At 50.5% G+C, this 16,088-nt stretch carries 16 protein-coding genes and 1 tRNA gene; 11 read left to right on the plus strand and 6 right to left on the minus strand.

What is annotated here, in order from left to right; genetic code table 11:
- Positions 1-236: 236 nt before the first annotated feature.
- Positions 237-1,040: a 2,5-didehydrogluconate reductase DkgB gene (gene dkgB / locus OGV94_RS14465; RefSeq protein ID WP_043015218.1), complete on the plus strand. Its 804-nt coding sequence runs from the start codon at positions 237-239 to the stop codon at positions 1,038-1,040.
- 21 nt (positions 1,041-1,061) lie between these two features.
- On the opposite strand, the gene yafC is transcribed toward dkgB, so the two are convergent.
- Positions 1,062-1,976 carry a DNA-binding transcriptional regulator YafC gene (gene yafC / locus OGV94_RS14470; RefSeq protein WP_043015219.1) on the minus strand — a complete coding sequence of 305 codons (915 nt, stop codon included), beginning with the start codon at positions 1,974-1,976 and terminating at the stop codon, positions 1,062-1,064.
- A 104-nt stretch (positions 1,977-2,080) separates the two neighbouring features.
- On the opposite strand from yafC, the gene OGV94_RS14475 reads away from it, so the two are divergent.
- The 3 genes from OGV94_RS14475 (at position 2,081) to OGV94_RS14485 (ending at position 5,035) form a co-directional block, all read left to right on the plus strand.
- A complete protein-coding gene (locus OGV94_RS14475) occupies positions 2,081-3,256 on the plus strand; it encodes an MFS transporter (RefSeq protein ID WP_043017844.1) in 1,176 nt (391 codons plus the stop codon).
- A 131-nt stretch (positions 3,257-3,387) separates the two neighbouring features.
- The gene (locus tag OGV94_RS14480) at positions 3,388-4,188 is read left to right on the plus strand and encodes an endonuclease/exonuclease/phosphatase family protein (protein WP_008783770.1); all 801 of its coding nucleotides are present in this window, start codon (positions 3,388-3,390) and stop codon (positions 4,186-4,188) included.
- A gap of 76 nt (positions 4,189-4,264) precedes the next feature.
- A complete protein-coding gene (locus tag OGV94_RS14485; RefSeq protein ID WP_286523627.1) occupies positions 4,265-5,035 on the plus strand; it encodes a class I SAM-dependent methyltransferase in 771 nt (256 codons plus the stop codon).
- Positions 5,036-5,084: 49 nt separating this feature from the next.
- Here OGV94_RS14485 and mltD read toward each other — a convergent pair whose 3' ends face one another.
- Both mltD and gloB read right to left on the minus strand, forming a co-directional pair.
- Positions 5,085-6,443: a murein transglycosylase D gene (mltD, locus tag OGV94_RS14490; protein ID WP_043015221.1), complete on the minus strand. Its 1,359-nt coding sequence runs from the start codon at positions 6,441-6,443 to the stop codon at positions 5,085-5,087.
- A 71-nt stretch (positions 6,444-6,514) separates the two neighbouring features.
- The gene (gene gloB, locus OGV94_RS14495; RefSeq protein ID WP_181230751.1) at positions 6,515-7,270 is read right to left on the minus strand and encodes a hydroxyacylglutathione hydrolase; all 756 of its coding nucleotides are present in this window, start codon (positions 7,268-7,270) and stop codon (positions 6,515-6,517) included.
- A 33-nt stretch (positions 7,271-7,303) separates the two neighbouring features.
- Between gloB and OGV94_RS14500 the strand changes: the two genes are divergently transcribed.
- Positions 7,304-8,026: a class I SAM-dependent methyltransferase gene (locus tag OGV94_RS14500; RefSeq protein ID WP_043015223.1), complete on the plus strand. Its 723-nt coding sequence runs from the start codon at positions 7,304-7,306 to the stop codon at positions 8,024-8,026.
- Here the strand turns inward: OGV94_RS14500 and rnhA are convergent.
- Entirely contained in the window at positions 8,023-8,490 is a 468-nt protein-coding gene (gene rnhA, locus OGV94_RS14505) for a ribonuclease HI (protein ID WP_043015224.1), read from the minus strand. The two genes, OGV94_RS14500 and rnhA, sit on opposite strands and share 4 nt — an antisense overlap.
- Positions 8,491-8,554: 64 nt before the next feature.
- On the opposite strand from rnhA, the gene dnaQ reads away from it, so the two are divergent.
- Together dnaQ and OGV94_RS14515 are read left to right on the plus strand one after the other, a co-directional pair.
- Positions 8,555-9,283, plus strand: coding sequence for a DNA polymerase III subunit epsilon (dnaQ, locus tag OGV94_RS14510; protein ID WP_087051711.1), 729 nt, complete (start codon positions 8,555-8,557; stop codon positions 9,281-9,283).
- Between the two features lie 133 nt (positions 9,284-9,416).
- Positions 9,417-9,493 (plus strand) — tRNA-Asp (locus tag OGV94_RS14515).
- Between the two features lie 153 nt (positions 9,494-9,646).
- Here OGV94_RS14515 and OGV94_RS14520 read toward each other — a convergent pair.
- Both OGV94_RS14520 and OGV94_RS14525 read right to left on the minus strand, forming a co-directional pair.
- Positions 9,647-10,165, minus strand: a complete 519-nt coding sequence (locus tag OGV94_RS14520; RefSeq protein WP_043015226.1) for a FidL-like protein — start codon at positions 10,163-10,165, stop codon at positions 9,647-9,649.
- A gap of 1 nt (position 10,166) precedes the next feature.
- The gene (locus OGV94_RS14525) at positions 10,167-10,850 is read right to left on the minus strand and encodes a winged helix-turn-helix domain-containing protein (RefSeq protein ID WP_223306669.1); all 684 of its coding nucleotides are present in this window, start codon (positions 10,848-10,850) and stop codon (positions 10,167-10,169) included.
- Positions 10,851-11,600: 750 nt separating this feature from the next.
- On the opposite strand from OGV94_RS14525, the gene OGV94_RS14530 reads away from it, so the two are divergent.
- From OGV94_RS14530 to OGV94_RS14545, 4 genes are all read left to right on the plus strand, one after another.
- Positions 11,601-12,149 (plus strand): fimbrial protein, encoded by a 549-nt coding sequence (locus OGV94_RS14530; RefSeq protein WP_006685982.1) that lies wholly within the window; start codon positions 11,601-11,603, stop codon positions 12,147-12,149.
- A gap of 69 nt (positions 12,150-12,218) precedes the next feature.
- Entirely contained in the window at positions 12,219-12,767 is a 549-nt protein-coding gene (locus OGV94_RS14535) for a fimbrial protein (protein WP_043015228.1), read from the plus strand.
- 41 nt (positions 12,768-12,808) lie between these two features.
- The gene (locus tag OGV94_RS14540; RefSeq protein ID WP_047406040.1) at positions 12,809-15,280 is read left to right on the plus strand and encodes a fimbria/pilus outer membrane usher protein; all 2,472 of its coding nucleotides are present in this window, start codon (positions 12,809-12,811) and stop codon (positions 15,278-15,280) included.
- A gap of 26 nt (positions 15,281-15,306) precedes the next feature.
- On the plus strand, positions 15,307-16,083 hold the full coding sequence (locus OGV94_RS14545; RefSeq protein ID WP_043015230.1) for a fimbrial biogenesis chaperone: 777 nt from the start codon (positions 15,307-15,309) through the stop codon (positions 16,081-16,083).
- Positions 16,084-16,088: the final 5 nt, after the last annotated feature.

The raw sequence follows: 16,088 nt of genomic DNA on the forward strand, positions 1-16,088 counted from the left end.
CGGTAGTTCAGTTGGTTAGAATACCTGCCTGTCACGCAGGGGGTCGCGGGTTCGAGTCCCGTCCGTTCCGCCACTTATTAAGAGCCCTGAGCATTAGCTCAGGGCTTTTTCTTTGCCTGCATTTAATTATTGCTGAATCCGCAAAAATCCTCTGCATTTATCACTCTTTTTCTATAAAGAACTGATGGTCATAATCCTCTTAGTTAACGAACATAGTGATTAAAAAGAGGAATTCTATGACTATCCCTGCATTCGGTTTAGGTACTTTCCGCCTGAAAGACGACGTAGTTATCGCTTCCGTTAAAACGGCGCTAGAGCTGGGCTACCGTGCTGTCGACACTGCGCAAATCTATGATAATGAAGCGGCTGTTGGTCAGGCGATTGCTGAAAGCGGCGTACCGCGTAACGAGCTGTATATCACCACCAAGATCTGGATTGAAAATCTTAGCCAAGACAAATTGATCCCAAGCCTGAAAGAAAGCCTGAAGAAACTGCGTACAGATTATGTCGATCTGACGCTGATCCACTGGCCATCTCCGGGCGATGCGGTATCTGTTGAGGAGTTCATGCAGGCGCTGCTTGAAGCCAAACACCAGGGGTTGACTCGTGAAATTGGTATCTCAAACTTCACCATTCCGTTGATGGAAAAAGCCATTGCCGCAGTAGGCGCAGACAATATCGCGACCAACCAGATTGAGCTGTCTCCGTATCTGCAGAGCCGTAATGTGGTCGACTGGGCGAAGGCGCACGGTATCCACATCACCTCTTACATGACGCTGGCTTACGGTAAAGCACTGAAAGATGAAGTGATTGCGCGCATTGCCGCTAAACATAACGCAACCCCGGCGCAGGTTATTCTGGCATGGGCAATGGATGAAGGTTACTCCGTTATCCCTTCTTCTACCAGGCGTGAAAATCTGGCAAGCAACCTGCTGGCGCAGGACCTGCATCTGGATGCCGAAGATAAAAAAGCGATCGCGGCACTGGATTGCAACGATCGCCTGGTTAGCCCGGAAGGCCTCGCTCCTGCCTGGGATTAATTGCCCAATCCTTTGTACTCTTTAACCCTCTTTCACAGCTCCTTCGGGAGCTGTTCTTATATATTCACTTAAAAAATCTATAAATGCCCTAATACGTGTACTGACCGCACGATCGCTGTAGTAAACGGCGCTGAAAGGCATTTCTACTGGCAGACGCTTATCCGCCAGCAGTTCCACCAGTTCTCCCTGCGCGATCTCTTTATCAATCATATAATCTGAAAGACATGCGATACCGTTACCACTCAGACAAAGCTGTTTTAACGTTTCCCCACTGTTGGAAGAAATCCCACACTCGACCTCATGGAGCTGTCCGTCACTACAGGCAATCGGCCAGGTATTGAGTGAAACGGGTTCGGAAAATCCCAGACACAGATGCTGTTTTAACTGTTCGACGGTCTCTGGCTTGCCAAAACGGGCAATATAGTCCGGTGAAGCGATAATCTTACGATAGCTGGTAAATAACGGACGTGCACGCAGACTCGAGTCAGTCAGCGTACCTGCTCGTATCGCGACATCCACTTTTCGTTCAATAAGATTGATGAACGTTTCTGAGGAGACAAGAGACAATGTCATCTCGGGATACCGCTCACGGAACGGTTTGATCAGCGGCATCAGGAAATGCAGCATTACCGGCGTTGCCGCATCAATACGCAGCAGACCGCGCGGGGTGTTGCGCGACTCCATGATTTCTGTTTCTGCTGCTGCCATCTCTTGCAGTATCTGCTGCACACGCCTGAAGTAACGCTCTCCTTCTTCAGTGAGGCTCAGTTGTCGGGTCGTGCGATTAAGCAGACTTACGCCCAGCTTCATCTCCAGCTTTTTTACCGCCCGACTGACCGCGGAATTAGCCTGACCGAGCTGTTCTGCCGCCCGACTGAAGCTGCCGCTTTCCACAACGGCCACAAAAATCGCAAGTTCTTCTGAGGTTGCCTTCATTTTTGCACCTGACGCAAAATTATATTGAGATTTTGAATATTTTTGTTATTAAAGCATCCCGGCATACTGCGTGTCATCTGATTACTGATGTTACGGAGTTATTTATGCCTCTCGCTTTATTTGCACTAACAATAAGTGCCTTCGCTATAGGCACGACTGAGTTTGTGATTGTGGGCCTGGTGCCGACCATCGCTCAACAACTGGCGATCTCGTTACCTTCCGCCGGGATGCTGGTTTCAATCTATGCGCTGGGTGTGGCGATTGGTGCACCGGTACTGACCGCTCTGACTGGCAGCCTGCCACGCAAACAGTTGCTGGTTGCGCTGATGGTTCTGTTTACGGCGGGGAATTTGCTGGCATGGCAGGCACCCGGGTATATGACACTCATTGTCGCTCGTCTGCTGACAGGGCTGGCACACGGCGTATTCTTCTCGATTGGCTCTACTATCGCGACAAGTCTGGTGCCAAAAGAGAAAGCGGCTTCCGCCATCGCCATTATGTTCGGCGGCTTAACGGTGGCGCTGGTAACCGGCGTACCGCTGGGTACGTTTATCGGTCAGCACTTTGGCTGGCGTGAGACTTTCCTGGCAGTATCAATGTTAGGTGTGATTGCGCTGATTAGTAGCCAGCTACTGATCCCGGCTAACATTCCCGGTCGGGCTGCCGCCAGCATTCGCGACCAGGTGAAGGTGCTGACTCATCCTCGTCTGTTGCTGATTTACGCCGTTACGGCGCTGGGCTACGGCGGCGTGTTTACTGCATTTACCTTTCTGGCACCGATGATGCAGGATCTGGCCGGATTCTCCCCGGCAGCAGTAAGCTGGATCTTACTGGGTTACGGTGTATCAGTCGCTATCGGCAATATCTGGGGCGGTAAGTTGGCGGATAAGCATGGTGCGGTTCCGGCGTTGAAATTCATTTTCGCCGCGCTGTTTGTTCTATTGATGGTCTTCCAGGTGACAGCCTCCACGCAGTACGCCGCGCTGGCTACCATTCTGGTTATGGGGATCTTTGCCTTTGGTAACGTACCGGGGCTACAGGTCTACGTGGTACAGAAAGCGGAACAATTTACGCCTAATGCTGTTGATGTGGCCTCAGGGCTGAACATTGCGGCGTTTAACATCGGTATTGCACTGGGTTCAGTGATTGGCGGACAAACGGTCGAGCATTATGGTTTGGCGCAGACACCGTGGATTGGTGCACTCATTGTTCTGGTGGCTTTCCTGCTGATGGGGCTCAGCGGTCGTCTTGATAAGCCCACGCGCGTTGCTCTGGGGTAAATCACGGATGTAAGCGCCCACTTACAAAACAAACTGCAATTGTTCGTTGAAAGTGAGTGCTAAAATCCCTATAACAGAAGAACCAGTCCGGCTGCGGACTGGTTGACGTTACAGAGGTTTGAAAGTCTAAAGTGCGAAAAAACACCTATGCCATGCGTTATGTTGCCGGACAACCCGCCGAGCGGATTTTACCGCCGGGGTCGTTTGCGCATATTGGCCAGGCATTACCTGCAGGCGTACCGTTAAGCAGTGAAGATCGCATTCGCGTGCTGGTATGGAATATTTTTAAACAGCAGCGCGCAGAATGGCAGTCGGTGCTGAAGAATTTTGGCAAAGACGCGCATCTGGTGTTATTGCAGGAAGCACAAACCACGCCTGAACTGGTGCAGTTTGCGACCGCTAACTATCTTGCTGCCGACCAGGTTCCCGCCTTTGTGTTGCCTCAGCATCCCTCTGGCGTCATGACGCTCTCTGCTGCCCATCCTGTTTACTGTTGTCCATTGCGCGAGCGTGAGCCTATTTTACGGCTGGCGAAATCGGCTCTGGTAACGGTGTATCCGCTGCCTGACTCTCGGTTATTAATGGTGGTGAATATCCACGCGGTTAACTTTAGCCTTGGCGTTGATGTTTATAGTAAGCAGTTACTTCCCATTGGCGATCAGATTGCTCATCACAGCGGTCCGGTGATCATGGCCGGTGATTTTAATGCCTGGAGCCGCCGACGGATGAATGCGCTGTACCGCTTTGCGCGTGAAATGTCGCTGCGCCAGGTGCGCTTTACCGACGATCAGCGCCGCCGCGCGTTTGGTCGTCCTCTCGACTTTGTGTTCTATCGCGGTCTGAACGTGAGTGAAGCCTCTGTGCTGGTCACCCGCGCCTCCGACCACAACCCGCTACTCGTTGAATTCAGTCCCGGCAAACCTGAACAATAACGGTGTGTCAGGTCTGCCGTAGGGCAGGCCTGTGATGGTTGCCCTTCCTATTTCACAACAACCGAAGGACAACACAATGACAACACGCTCTCACCATGACAATGTCGAAAAACAGTTTGGCTCTCAGGCGAATGCCTACTTAACCAGTGCGGTGCACGCCTCTGGCCGTGACTTGCAACGTCTGGGGGAAAGGTTGTCGGCATTTCCGCGAGCCCACGTTTTGGATATGGGATGCGGAGCGGGGCATGCCAGCTTTGTGGCCGCGCAACACGTAAGGCAGGTGGTGGCGTATGATTTATCCTCGCAAATGCTTGAGGTGGTCGCTGAGGCGGCAAAAGGCAGAGGTCTGGATAATATCGCCACGCGGCAGGGATATGCCGAAAGTCTGCCATTTGAAGATAACGAATTTGACGTGGTGATTAGCCGTTATTCTGCGCATCACTGGAATGATGTCGGTCGCGCCCTGCGGGAAGTGAACCGCATTCTGAAGCCCGGCGGTGTGCTGATTGTGATGGATGTGATGTCGCCGGGCCATCCTGTGCGTGATATCTGGTTGCAAACTGTAGAAGCGTTACGCGATACCTCACACGTACGCAACTATTCCAGCGGAGAGTGGCTGTCGTTAATCAACGACGCTAACCTGATTGCCGATACTGTGTTAACCGATCGTCTGGCGCTGGAGTACAGTTCGTGGGTGGCGCGGATGCGCACGCCTGCAGCGTTGAGCGACGCGATTCGCGTATATCAACAAAGTGCTTCTGCACAAGTGAAAGCCTACTTTGCGTTACAGGAGGATGGCTCATTTACCAGCGACACGATAATGGTTGAGGCACATAAAGCGGGATAAATAAAAAAGGCACTGGGGGGAAACCAGTGCCTTCATTTCTACAATGCTATCAGGAGTCCGGCATGTCGTTGTTTTTCACAAACAACGTTAGCTGATCGCCAGGCTGTAGATTATTCGTATCGCTATTCCAGCGCATCACATCCTTGATGTTAACCCCGTGGCGTTTGGCAATGCTTGACAGCGAGTCGCCTTTACGCACACGATAGGTGATGCTATCGCTGTTGTTCGCCAGACGCTGTGCGCTGGTACCTGCGCCCACGGTCAGATTCTGGCCCACTTTCAGCGACGACCCGCGCAGATTATTCCACTGCTTAAGGTCATTGGTGCTCACGCCAAGACGTGAAGCGACGCCAGAAAGCGTATCGCCAGAGCGAACTTTGTAGCTACGGCTGTTCAGCGGCGTGTTATCCGCAACCAGCGTTGACTGCACGGCTGCAATTTCGCCTGAAGCCAGAGACTCACGCAGCTTCTCTGCATGCTTCTTTGGCACCATCACATATTGCGGGCCGCTAGCACCCAACGTGGAGCCTTTCACGCCTGCATTAAAGGTCTTCAGCTTGCTGACGGAAATCCCCGCCATATCCGCAACCTGAGCCATTTCAACCGGGCTACTCAGGCGAACACGCGCCAACGCGCGGCTTTCGTCTGTTGTTGGCAGACGCACGCCATAGCGTTTGCTGTTTTTGAGTATATCGCTCAATGCCAGCATTTTGGGCACGTATAGCTTCGTTTCCTGAGGCAATGGCAACGACCAGAAGTCAGTGGGTTTTCCACGGGCTTTGTTCGTTTTAATTGCCTTCATGACACGACCTTCACCGCTATTATAAGCAGCAACGGTCAGCAGCCAGTCGCCATCAAACATCTTGTTCAGACGCTGCATCATGTCCAGTGCGGCGGTGGTGGAAGCCACAACGTCGCGACGTGCATCATAATTGCGGGTCTGTTTTAAACCATAATTGCGCCCCGTGCTCGGAATGATCTGCCAAATACCTGCGGCATTGGCGCCAGACGTTGCGTGAGGATCAAAAGCGCTCTCCACTATGGGTAGTAGTACCAGTTCCATTGGCATGTTACGTTTCTTAACCTGCCCGGCTATCCAGTACATATACGGCTCTGCCCGTAAAGTTACATCGTGGAGATAGCTCTTATTGCGTAAATACTTCTGTTTCTGTTCGCGAATCCGGTTGTTTTCCGGAATTCCCATCTTTAGCTCGTCACCAATGAAAGCCCACAAATCTTGATCAGCAGCGATAGATGTTCCGTCGTCCATCCATCGCGCCTGACTTGTAAACTTTCCTGCTTCCCCTTGACCAGCTGCAGAAAGGCTCTGTGCGTGTTGTTGGACGTTACCAGTATTCTGGCACCCAACAAGCAGGACAGAGGCGAGTAATATCGCTTTTGCCTTCATGTGTGTGTCAATAGTTGCTTAAAAGACGACCGATCATAACGGCGAAGTTTTCAAAAGGCAACCCGGAATTGTCAGAACGTATCTTTCTTTGACCTTAACCAGGCAAAACGCTCTTCAGGTTGTTGCAATATTGTTTCTTTGTTGATTTCATCAATTAAATCAACATCTTCTGTTCTCAAAAAAAGATTAATTCGTCGCTCATTTTTCAGAATTACGGGTAGTGTCATTTGTTTTTTTACGCGTAACTCATTAACTTTACGATAATATTCATTTATGAACGAATCGTGCGGCAGAATGCTTAAAGCAAACTTCATATTTGCTAATGTGTATTCATGTGCGCAACAAATCAATGTGTCGTCAGGAAGTGAGTTTAGTTTTTTAAGTGATTGATACATTTGGGATGGGGTGCCTTCAAAAAGCCGGCCGCAGCCTCCAGAAAAGAGCGTGTCGCCACAAAACAGATAAGGATGACTAAAGTAACAGATATGTCCTAAAGTGTGACCCGGAGTGGCAATTACCGTAAATTCATGCCCCAAAACGAGTGCAATATCGCCATCTTCGACTATATGCGTCGTTCCCTTATCTTGCGTTTCAGCTGGTCCGTATACCACTATGTGTGGGAAATGTTGCAGTAGCTCTTTTACGCCGCCCACGTGATCCTGATGATGGTGGGTCAGCAGAATGGCTTCGGGAACCCAGTTATGTTCTGCAATGGCTTTCAGCACGGGAGCTGCTTCACCCGGGTCCACAATCAGACAATGTTTGTCATTATTCGACAGGACCCAGATGTAATTGTCCTGAAATGCAGGAATACTGTTAAGATTCATAGATTACCTCTCAATGCGTAACGGAAGGTTGTGATGAAACCGGCAAGGATCCCTCAAACTGTCGTAGCGCCCGTTAGCTGGGGTGATTTACCCTGGGGCGAACACTATCGTCAGGCGCTGGAGCATCAGCTTAACCCGTGGTTTGCAAAAATGTACGGATTTCATCTGCTTAAGATTGGTAATTTAAGCGCAGAAATCGATTCTGAAGCGTGCGCGGTTTCTCATCAGGTAAATGTTTCTTTGCAAGGCTCTCCCATACAGGTAACGGCCGATCCTTTACATCTTCCCTTTGCCGATAAGTCCGTAGATGTCTGTTTGTTAGCGCATACGCTACCGTGGTGTTCCGATCCGCATCGCCTACTGCGTGAAGCCGATCGCGTGCTGATTGATGACGGTTGGTTGATTTTGAGCGGCTTTAACCCGTTAAGCCTGATGGGACTGCGTAAGCTGGTACCCATATTGCGCAAGACATCACCCTATAACAGCCGGATGTTTACCCTCATGCGCCAGTTGGACTGGCTCTCATTGCTGAACTTTGAAGTGCTGCATTACAGCCGTTTTCATGTCCTGCCCTGGAACAAGAAGGGTGGGAAAATGTTAAGCGCCCATATTCCTGCACTGGGCTGTTTGCAACTGGTGGTTGCGCGTAAGCGAACCATTCCGCTTACGCTCAATCCGATGAAACAAAATAAAAGCAAAGCGCCTATCCGCCAGGCCGTTGGCGCTACCCGGCAATACCGTAAACCGGACGCTTAAGCCTCAGCCTGATATCCAATATCATCCTGAGAGGGACGCATGGCTGCGGCGCGCGCAAGCTCATCGCAGCGTTCGTTTTCCGGATGGCCCGCATGGCCTTTAACCCATTCCCATTTGATTTGATGCGGCCCCAATGCGGCATCAAGACGTTTCCACAGATCGACGTTCTTCACCGGTTTTTTATCTGCTGTTTTCCAGCCGCGCTTCTTCCAGTTGTGGATCCACTGCGTTATGCCCTGGCGCACATACTGGCTGTCCGTGCTGAGTATCACTTCACACTGTTCTTTCAGCGCTTCCAGCGCAACGATTGCCGCCATCAGCTCCATGCGATTATTGGTGGTGAGGTTGTAGCCTTCGCTAAAGGTTTTTTCGCGCCCGCGATAACGTAAAATCGCCCCATAACCACCTGGCCCTGGATTTCCCAGGCAAGAACCATCGGTGAAAATTTCTACCTGTTTAAGCATCTCTGGTAGACTTCCTGTTTTAGCAAATCGAAATCAAACGATAAGTCTGACATAAATGACCGTTATGAGCACTGGAATTACACGACAGATCGTCCTCGATACCGAAACCACCGGTATGAACCAGATTGGCGCCCACTACGAAGGCCACAAGATCATTGAGATCGGTGCGGTTGAAGTGGTCAATCGCCGCCTGACCGGAAATAACTTCCACGTTTATCTGAAGCCGGATCGGCTGGTGGATCCGGAAGCGTTTGGCGTACACGGAATCGCAGACGAATTCCTGCTTGATAAACCTACGTTTGCCGATGTAGCCGATGAGTTTCTCGACTACATTCGCGGCGCGGAACTGGTCATCCATAACGCATCGTTCGATATCGGCTTTATGGATTACGAATTCGCTAAGCTCAGGCGGGATATTCCGAAGACGAACGAATTCTGCAAAATAACCGATAGCCTGGCGCTGGCGAGGAAAATGTTTCCTGGCAAGCGAAACAGCCTTGATGCGTTGTGCTCGCGCTATGAGATAGACAACAGTAAACGAACCCTGCACGGCGCATTGCTCGATGCCCAGATTCTGGCCGACGTTTATCTGATGATGACCGGTGGGCAGACCACGATGGCGTTTTCAATGGAAGGTGATAGCCAGCAGCAGAATGACACGGGGATCCAGCGCATTGTCAGACCGTCCAGCAAACTACGCGTTGTTTTTGCCACTGATGAAGAGTTAGCGGCTCATGAGTCACGTCTTGACCTGGTGCAGAAGAAAGGCGGAAGTTGCCTCTGGCGGGCATAGTTTGTACGTTTACCTTAGGAAAATGGCCATTCGGGCGATTTTTGCAGCAAACGATTAAAAACGTGAGAAAAAGCGTTGACGAGGTGCGAGGCAATCCGTAATATTCGCTTCGTTCCCAAGCGGAACACAACGCGGAGTGGTAGTTCAGTTGGTTAGAATACCTGCCTGTCACGCAGGGGGTCGCGGGTTCGAGTCCCGTCCATTCCGCCACTATTCAGAAAGCCTGAATCAGAAATGATTCAGGCTTTCGTCGTTTCAGCCCGCAAAAAAATTCCATTATCATGCCTTATATCGACCGCGCCTGTGCTTTCGGGCGGGCAACACATCAGGTCATCCTTAACCCGACGCATATCCAGAAGGCGATCAACCCGCGAAGTGATTCATCACGCAGGCGAAGCGGGGTGAAAAGTTATCGCCGATAAGAACCGTTTCCTCATTCAGGTGTTTTAGCATATACAGCTTGTCAGCACGTTCGTAAGCGTCGAAGAAAAGATAATCGATGGCATCCGTTGCTTCATCATCCGGGGATTTTTCGCGTCCGTCGGGGGTGAGCATAAAAACGCCGGCGGTATGGCCGAGCGGACGGGCATAGCGAAAGAATAGTTTACGGTTAACAGCAAACTCGCCGTCATCACTTTTGAGTTTCCCTTGTACTGACAATGAGAGGTGCCCGGAGTTGTAGCTGGTAATCAGCATTATTCCGTGGAGTTCCTTTTTGGTATTTTGGATGTCGAGTATCGACGTGAATTCCGAAGAACAGGAAAAACTGATTTCTTGTTTTTTCGCATTCCCGATAATAATAAAAAAAGCGATAGCCGCCAGCCCAAGAATGGCAATTACGACTGACCATAGTAAAGGAGAGTGATCGCTTTCCTGCTTCATATCATTCCTCATGGTGGCGATACTGGCTGATGCAATGGTAATAGCCGAGGTTTAGCCCGCATTCAGCGGCAAACGACCACTCAACCAGATTATGGTTGCTCGCCCAGGTATTAAGGTACAGATCTTTTGGGTGCGAACAGTCGGGGTTGATACCTACGGACTTGAAAATATCCAGCGCTTTTTTTTCGGTTATGGTGTCAGTGAGAGCGTTTCCTAATATATGTACACGGCATTGCTCGTAGTCAATTGTTCGCAGGATCGCCGCGTCCGTCATGGCAATTTCATTGGGTATCCATGTTAACCACGCTGTCGCTACTACGGCGATGCCGGTAATTAACGCTGTTATCGCGACAGGCCACCGGTTTCGTTTCTTTTTGCTGGGCGTCGATGCAACATGGGCAATTCTGGTAGGCGCTTGTGCTTCTTCCAGTAGCTGAATATTGATATTGGCGTCGCCCATCCGAAATCCCATACGCGGAATGGTGACGATGAGTTCTGCAGGATGGCCCGTAGACGTTATTGCTTTGCGGAGAAATGAAATGTGCTGGTTGAGATTCGCATCCGTCGCTCTGGCGCCATTATGCTGGAAAACATTCAGCAGAATTTCATCGCGTGAGGATATCTCTTTACCATTTTGCAACAGATAGAGCAGTAATTGTGTTGCCGCATTGTTCAATGTGGCCATTTCACCAGATGCCAGGTCTTTTAGGGTATTTTTATGTGGTCTGAAAACTAAGCCATCACCAATAATTACGGATTTAATTTTGTTTATTGGTATATGAGAAATCACTGATGTCTCCTTTAAAGCAGGATATCTCGCATTCGAGTGGGGGAAGCAATAGCATAACATAATTCATTTATAAAAAATGGTTGTACCATAGATCGCTTTATTAATATTTATATAACAATCCTTTAATATCTCTTATAGACACCGCCAATCTCCTTCCCCTCATTCACTATCTTATTGTCATTACTCGCTTTTGATATCCAAATTCATTTTTACAAAACTTTCATAAATACATTTTGCCCATTATTTAGCATAAATAAAAAAATAGTTGATAGATAAAAACTCTATAAAACCTATTAATAATAGATATTAACACTGGATTTTGCGTGTTTTATGGTTATTTTTTAGGTAAACGATCGGTCCTCAGACAGTGTTACAACACGATTCCCTGAGTTTGATTAATACCGGATTTTTGCATTGTGTCATTTTTTCGTCGACTTAATATAAGCCCCGAAACAGCGTAAACACCTGTGGACGGTATTTCGGATGGAATACCAATGAAGTTCAAAATACGGGGTGGCTTGAGATGGATTGTTTGCAAGGATATGCACTACCGCCGCCTGCAGATCAGGGTTTCCCTTGCATAAATTGTTTGCGGAAATAGATCGTCGGAATAACCAAAAAACAGATATAAGGTTAAGTAGTAATATGAAAATGAAAAACGTGGCTGTGGCCTGTGCGCTGATGGCGGGAATGACTTTTACTGCATCTTCTGCTTTCGCTGCAAAAAATGTTGAACCGACTAACGGTAAAATTCACTTCACTGGTTCTCTGGTTAATTCCGCGTGCGGTCTGGCCCCAGAATCCAGCCCGGTGCAGGTAAATTTTGGCGAAATCCCAACTTCTCAGTTAAAAGACAACCAACGTGCTGGCGTTAAGCATGCCAAAATCGTTCTGCAGGGCTGTGATACGACCGTTGCAAAAACGGCTACCGTGACCTATACCCCGGCAACAATTGATTCCGATAACAACGCGCTGGCTGCGTTCACCTCGGGTACTGCAAAGGGCGCGGGCATTGGTATGGTTGACAGTGGCAACCAGGACGTGGAATGGGGCAAAGCGGCCTCTCAGGTCAACATTACCGATGGCGAAACCGACATTGATTTCGTCGCTTACCTGCAGGCAAACAACGCATCTGCAGCGGTAACGCCGGGTGATTTCGAATCCACCGTTAATTTCCAGATCGACTACCAGTAACGATCTGCTGCGGGCGCAATTATGCGCCTGCTTAACCCTTCCTGCGAATAACTGAAAGGAAATGCGGTGATGCCTGGATGGCGTATTTTACTGCTTTTTATCTTCATATCGCCTGCATGGGTTTTGGCTGACACCCATCGTCTTGTCAGTACGCCCGGCAAAATGCGCATGCGGGGAAATATTATTGAGGCTGCCTGTTATGTCGATCCACGCGACCGGTCGCTACTGGTTGAATTTGATGACCTCTCTGCCAGAGATATTTCCGGAAAACCTGAAAAAGTATCTGCGCATGATTTCAGCATTCATTTGCTGGGATGTTCATTAGGGGATTCTCAACACCCCGGGAATCTGTTCCAGCGCGCCAATATTACCTTTTCCGGCGCAGCGGATAATGACAATCCTGATTATCTGAGCGTGCAATCGGAAACTGAAAATTTAGCAATAGAAATATATGACGGCAAAGGACAGCAAATTCATCTGGGCAAGCCATCACCGGACTATCTGCTTAACCCAGGAAAAAACACGCTCAACTTTACGGCTTATTTGATCTCGCGCGACGGAAGAATGACATCCGGCGAATTTACTGCGGTCACGCATTTTGTTGTGAATTATCTCTGAGCTGCACTGCAATTCGGGTATCTGAAGGTTTGCGAACGAAAATGATCACGCTGAAAACAGATAAAAAACGTCTGGCGCTTTTTATTGCTCTGGTCTGTGCCTCTTCATTGGTTGAAGCGGATGAGGCCATTGAATTTAATACCGACGTGCTGGATGCCAGCGACAGGCACAATGTCGATTTGCAGCGTTTTTCCGAAGGCAACTTTGTGACTCCCGGAGAATATCTGCTGGATGTTCGTATTAACAGCCAGGAGATTCCTCAGCAGTCGATCCGTTATATCGTTGATCCTGCCAACCCGCATAAATCCATGGCGTGTCTGACGCCGCAACAACTCGAATTACTGGCGCTCAAGGAAGAGGCGCTAACCTATATTCATCCGATTAGCGCGACCTGCTATGACATTTCCCGTCTGCCGGGTGTGGTGCTGAATAATAGCGCAGGCGTGCTGGATATTACCGTGCCTCAGGCATGGATGAAATATACCGATCCTGACTGGACGCCGCCAGAACGCTGGGATAACGGCGTCGCGGGGCTGATTTTTGACTACAGCGTCTCGGGCCAGGCCACACATTACGAGCAGGGCGGGGATCGCTATCGCTCTCTGTCCGGCTATGGGCAGACAGGCTTTAACCTCGGCGCGTGGCGTTTTCGCGGCCAGTATCAGGCCAATTACGCTTCGGATGATAATCGTGGCCGTATCGACTGGGATCAGATTTATGCCTATCGCCCGTTACCGATGCAGGCTGCAAAACTAACGGTCGGCGAAATCTATCTGAATTCTCAGGTTTTTGATTCGGTGCGTTTCACCGGGGCGAACCTCGCCAGCGACGAGCGTATGCTGCCACCGAATTTGCAGGGCTACGCGCCCGAAGTGCACGGCATCGCCCGCAGTAATGCGAAGGTCACCGTCAGCCAGCAGGGCCGTGTTATCTATCAAACTACCGTTCCTGCGGGGCCATTCAACATTCAGGATCTGCACGGTTCGGTACGCGGCACACTGGATGTTCGCGTCGAAGAGCAGGATGGCAGCGTACAAACCTTTCAGGTTAATACGGCTGATATACCTTACCTGACGCGCCCGGGCTATGTTCGCTACAACGCCGCGGTCGGTAAGCCATCGCGCTATAACCATGATGTTCAGGGGCCTGCGTTTTATAGCGGTGATTTCTCCTGGGGGGTCAGCAATGCGTGGTCGCTGTACGGCGGTGCGTTGCTCACTGGCGATCGTTATAACGCCTGGTCGATGGGGATTGGTCGGGATTTGAGCTGGCTGGGTGCGCTGTCGGCGGATGCGACGCAATCCGTGAGTCGTGTGAAGCATCAGGATGAACAAAAAGGGATGTCCTTTAAGCTCAGCTATGCCAAAACCTTTGATGAGTACAACAGCGCCATCACCTTTGCCGGTTACCGCTTCTCACAGCGTAACTTCCGCACTTTTTCGCAGTTCCTCGACGAGCAGTATGAAAATAACAATAGCGCTGGCAGCGAAAAAGAGATGTACACCATCACCGGCAACAAAACCTTCTTTGCCGACGATCCGCATTTAGCGACCACGCTGTACCTGACCTATACCCACCAGAACTATTGGGATCGCGGTTCGCAGGATCGTTATGGGTTATCGATGGGACACAGTTTTTCGTTCGCTGGCATTCAGGGCGTCAGCGCCAACCTTGCGGCTTACCGCTCTGAGTATCAGGGCAAACGGGACGACAGCCTCTCGCTTTCAATTTCGGTGCCATGGAGCGATGGCCGCTCTATGGATTATGAATTGCAGAACAGCGGCAACCAGACCAGCCAGATGGTTTCGTATTCAGATAACCGCGACCGTAACAATCCATGGCGTTTGCGCACAGGGGTTTCCGGTGAAGGACACACGGCGTTTGATGGTTATTACAAGCACCGCAGCATGATGGCGGAACTGGAATCTAACGTCAGCTGGCAGCAATCACGCTATTTCTCCGTTGGCGGCACGATGCGCGGCGGCTTTACCGCGACGCGTCATGGCGCGGCGCTGCACAACAGCCAGGCGTCAATGAACACTGCCAGGGTGATGGTTGATACCGATGGTGTGGCGAATGTGCCGCTGAACGGCGAACAGGCGCACTCAAACCGCTTCGGTATTGCCGTGGTACCGGACGTTGTCAGTTATCACAGCTTTGATACCCGTATCGATGTGGACGCAATGGACGAGGACATTTCCGCGACCAAAGCCATCATCACCAACACCCTGACGGAGGGGGCGATTGGCTACCAGCGTTTTGCCGTGGCGCAGGGGCAAAAAATGATGGCGCTGCTGCGCCTGAAGGATGGTTCGGTACCGCCGTTTGGCGCCGAAGTGTTTAACGCCAACGGCGTCAGCGTCGCCATGGTGATGGAAAACGGCATGGCCTGGATTGCGGGTGTGAATCCGGCCGAGCGTCTCTCTGTTGCCTGGGCTGGCCGTGCGCAGTGTCACTTACAGGTGCCGCAACAAATCAACCCGGAAGGTAACGTGCTGTTGCCTTGTGAATAATTTCAATAACCTGAATGAATTTTGTCATGAATAATCAAGCTTTTTACTCCGTGCAGCGTTGGCTGAAACCCGTGGCCTGCGGCCTGCTTTTTATTGCAGAGATCAACGCCTCATGGGCAGGTATCGCGCTCGACCGTACCCGCATGATCATCACCGGTGATGCGCGATCTGTCAGTGCGAACTTAACCAATACCAGTCCGAGCATTCCATTCCTGGCCCAGTCGTGGGTGGAAGACGCCACCGGAACAAAAATTACTTCGCCGCTGATGGTCTTACCGCCGCTGCAACGAATTAACGGCGGGCAAAAGGGGATTGCCCGGGTGACGAAAACCAGCGGGATTAACGCTCTGCCCCAGGATCGCGAGAGCCTGTTCTACCTGAACGTTCGTGAAATTCCGCCAAAGCCGGATAAGCCGAATGTGCTGCAACTGGCGATGCAGTCGCGCATCAAATTGTTCTACCGTCCGACTGCTATCGTGCCGGAAACACCTGGCGCCGTGTGGCAAAACCAACTGGTCTTTCACAAACAGGGCCAGCGCTGGAGTGTGGACAACCCAACGCCTTATTTTGTCACCTTAATCGGCTTAAGCCGCAAGCCAGAAACGCAGGGCGGCGGCAGATTGACCGACTTCCCAGGCGTTATGGTTTCACCAAAATCCTCTCTCGATTTCAGCGTGAACGACGGCAGCGTCAGTCAGTTCAGCATGATGTACGTGAACGATTTTGGCGGCCATCCCGAACTGAAATTCAGCTGCACAGGCAATGTGTGTAAAGCATTGCCGATGGAGCAGCAGCCCCGGTAACAGGA

The organism is Citrobacter sp. Ce006, from assembly GCF_030336535.1.
In the GTDB taxonomy this organism is placed as follows: Bacteria; Pseudomonadota; Gammaproteobacteria; order Enterobacterales; family Enterobacteriaceae; genus Citrobacter; species Citrobacter europaeus.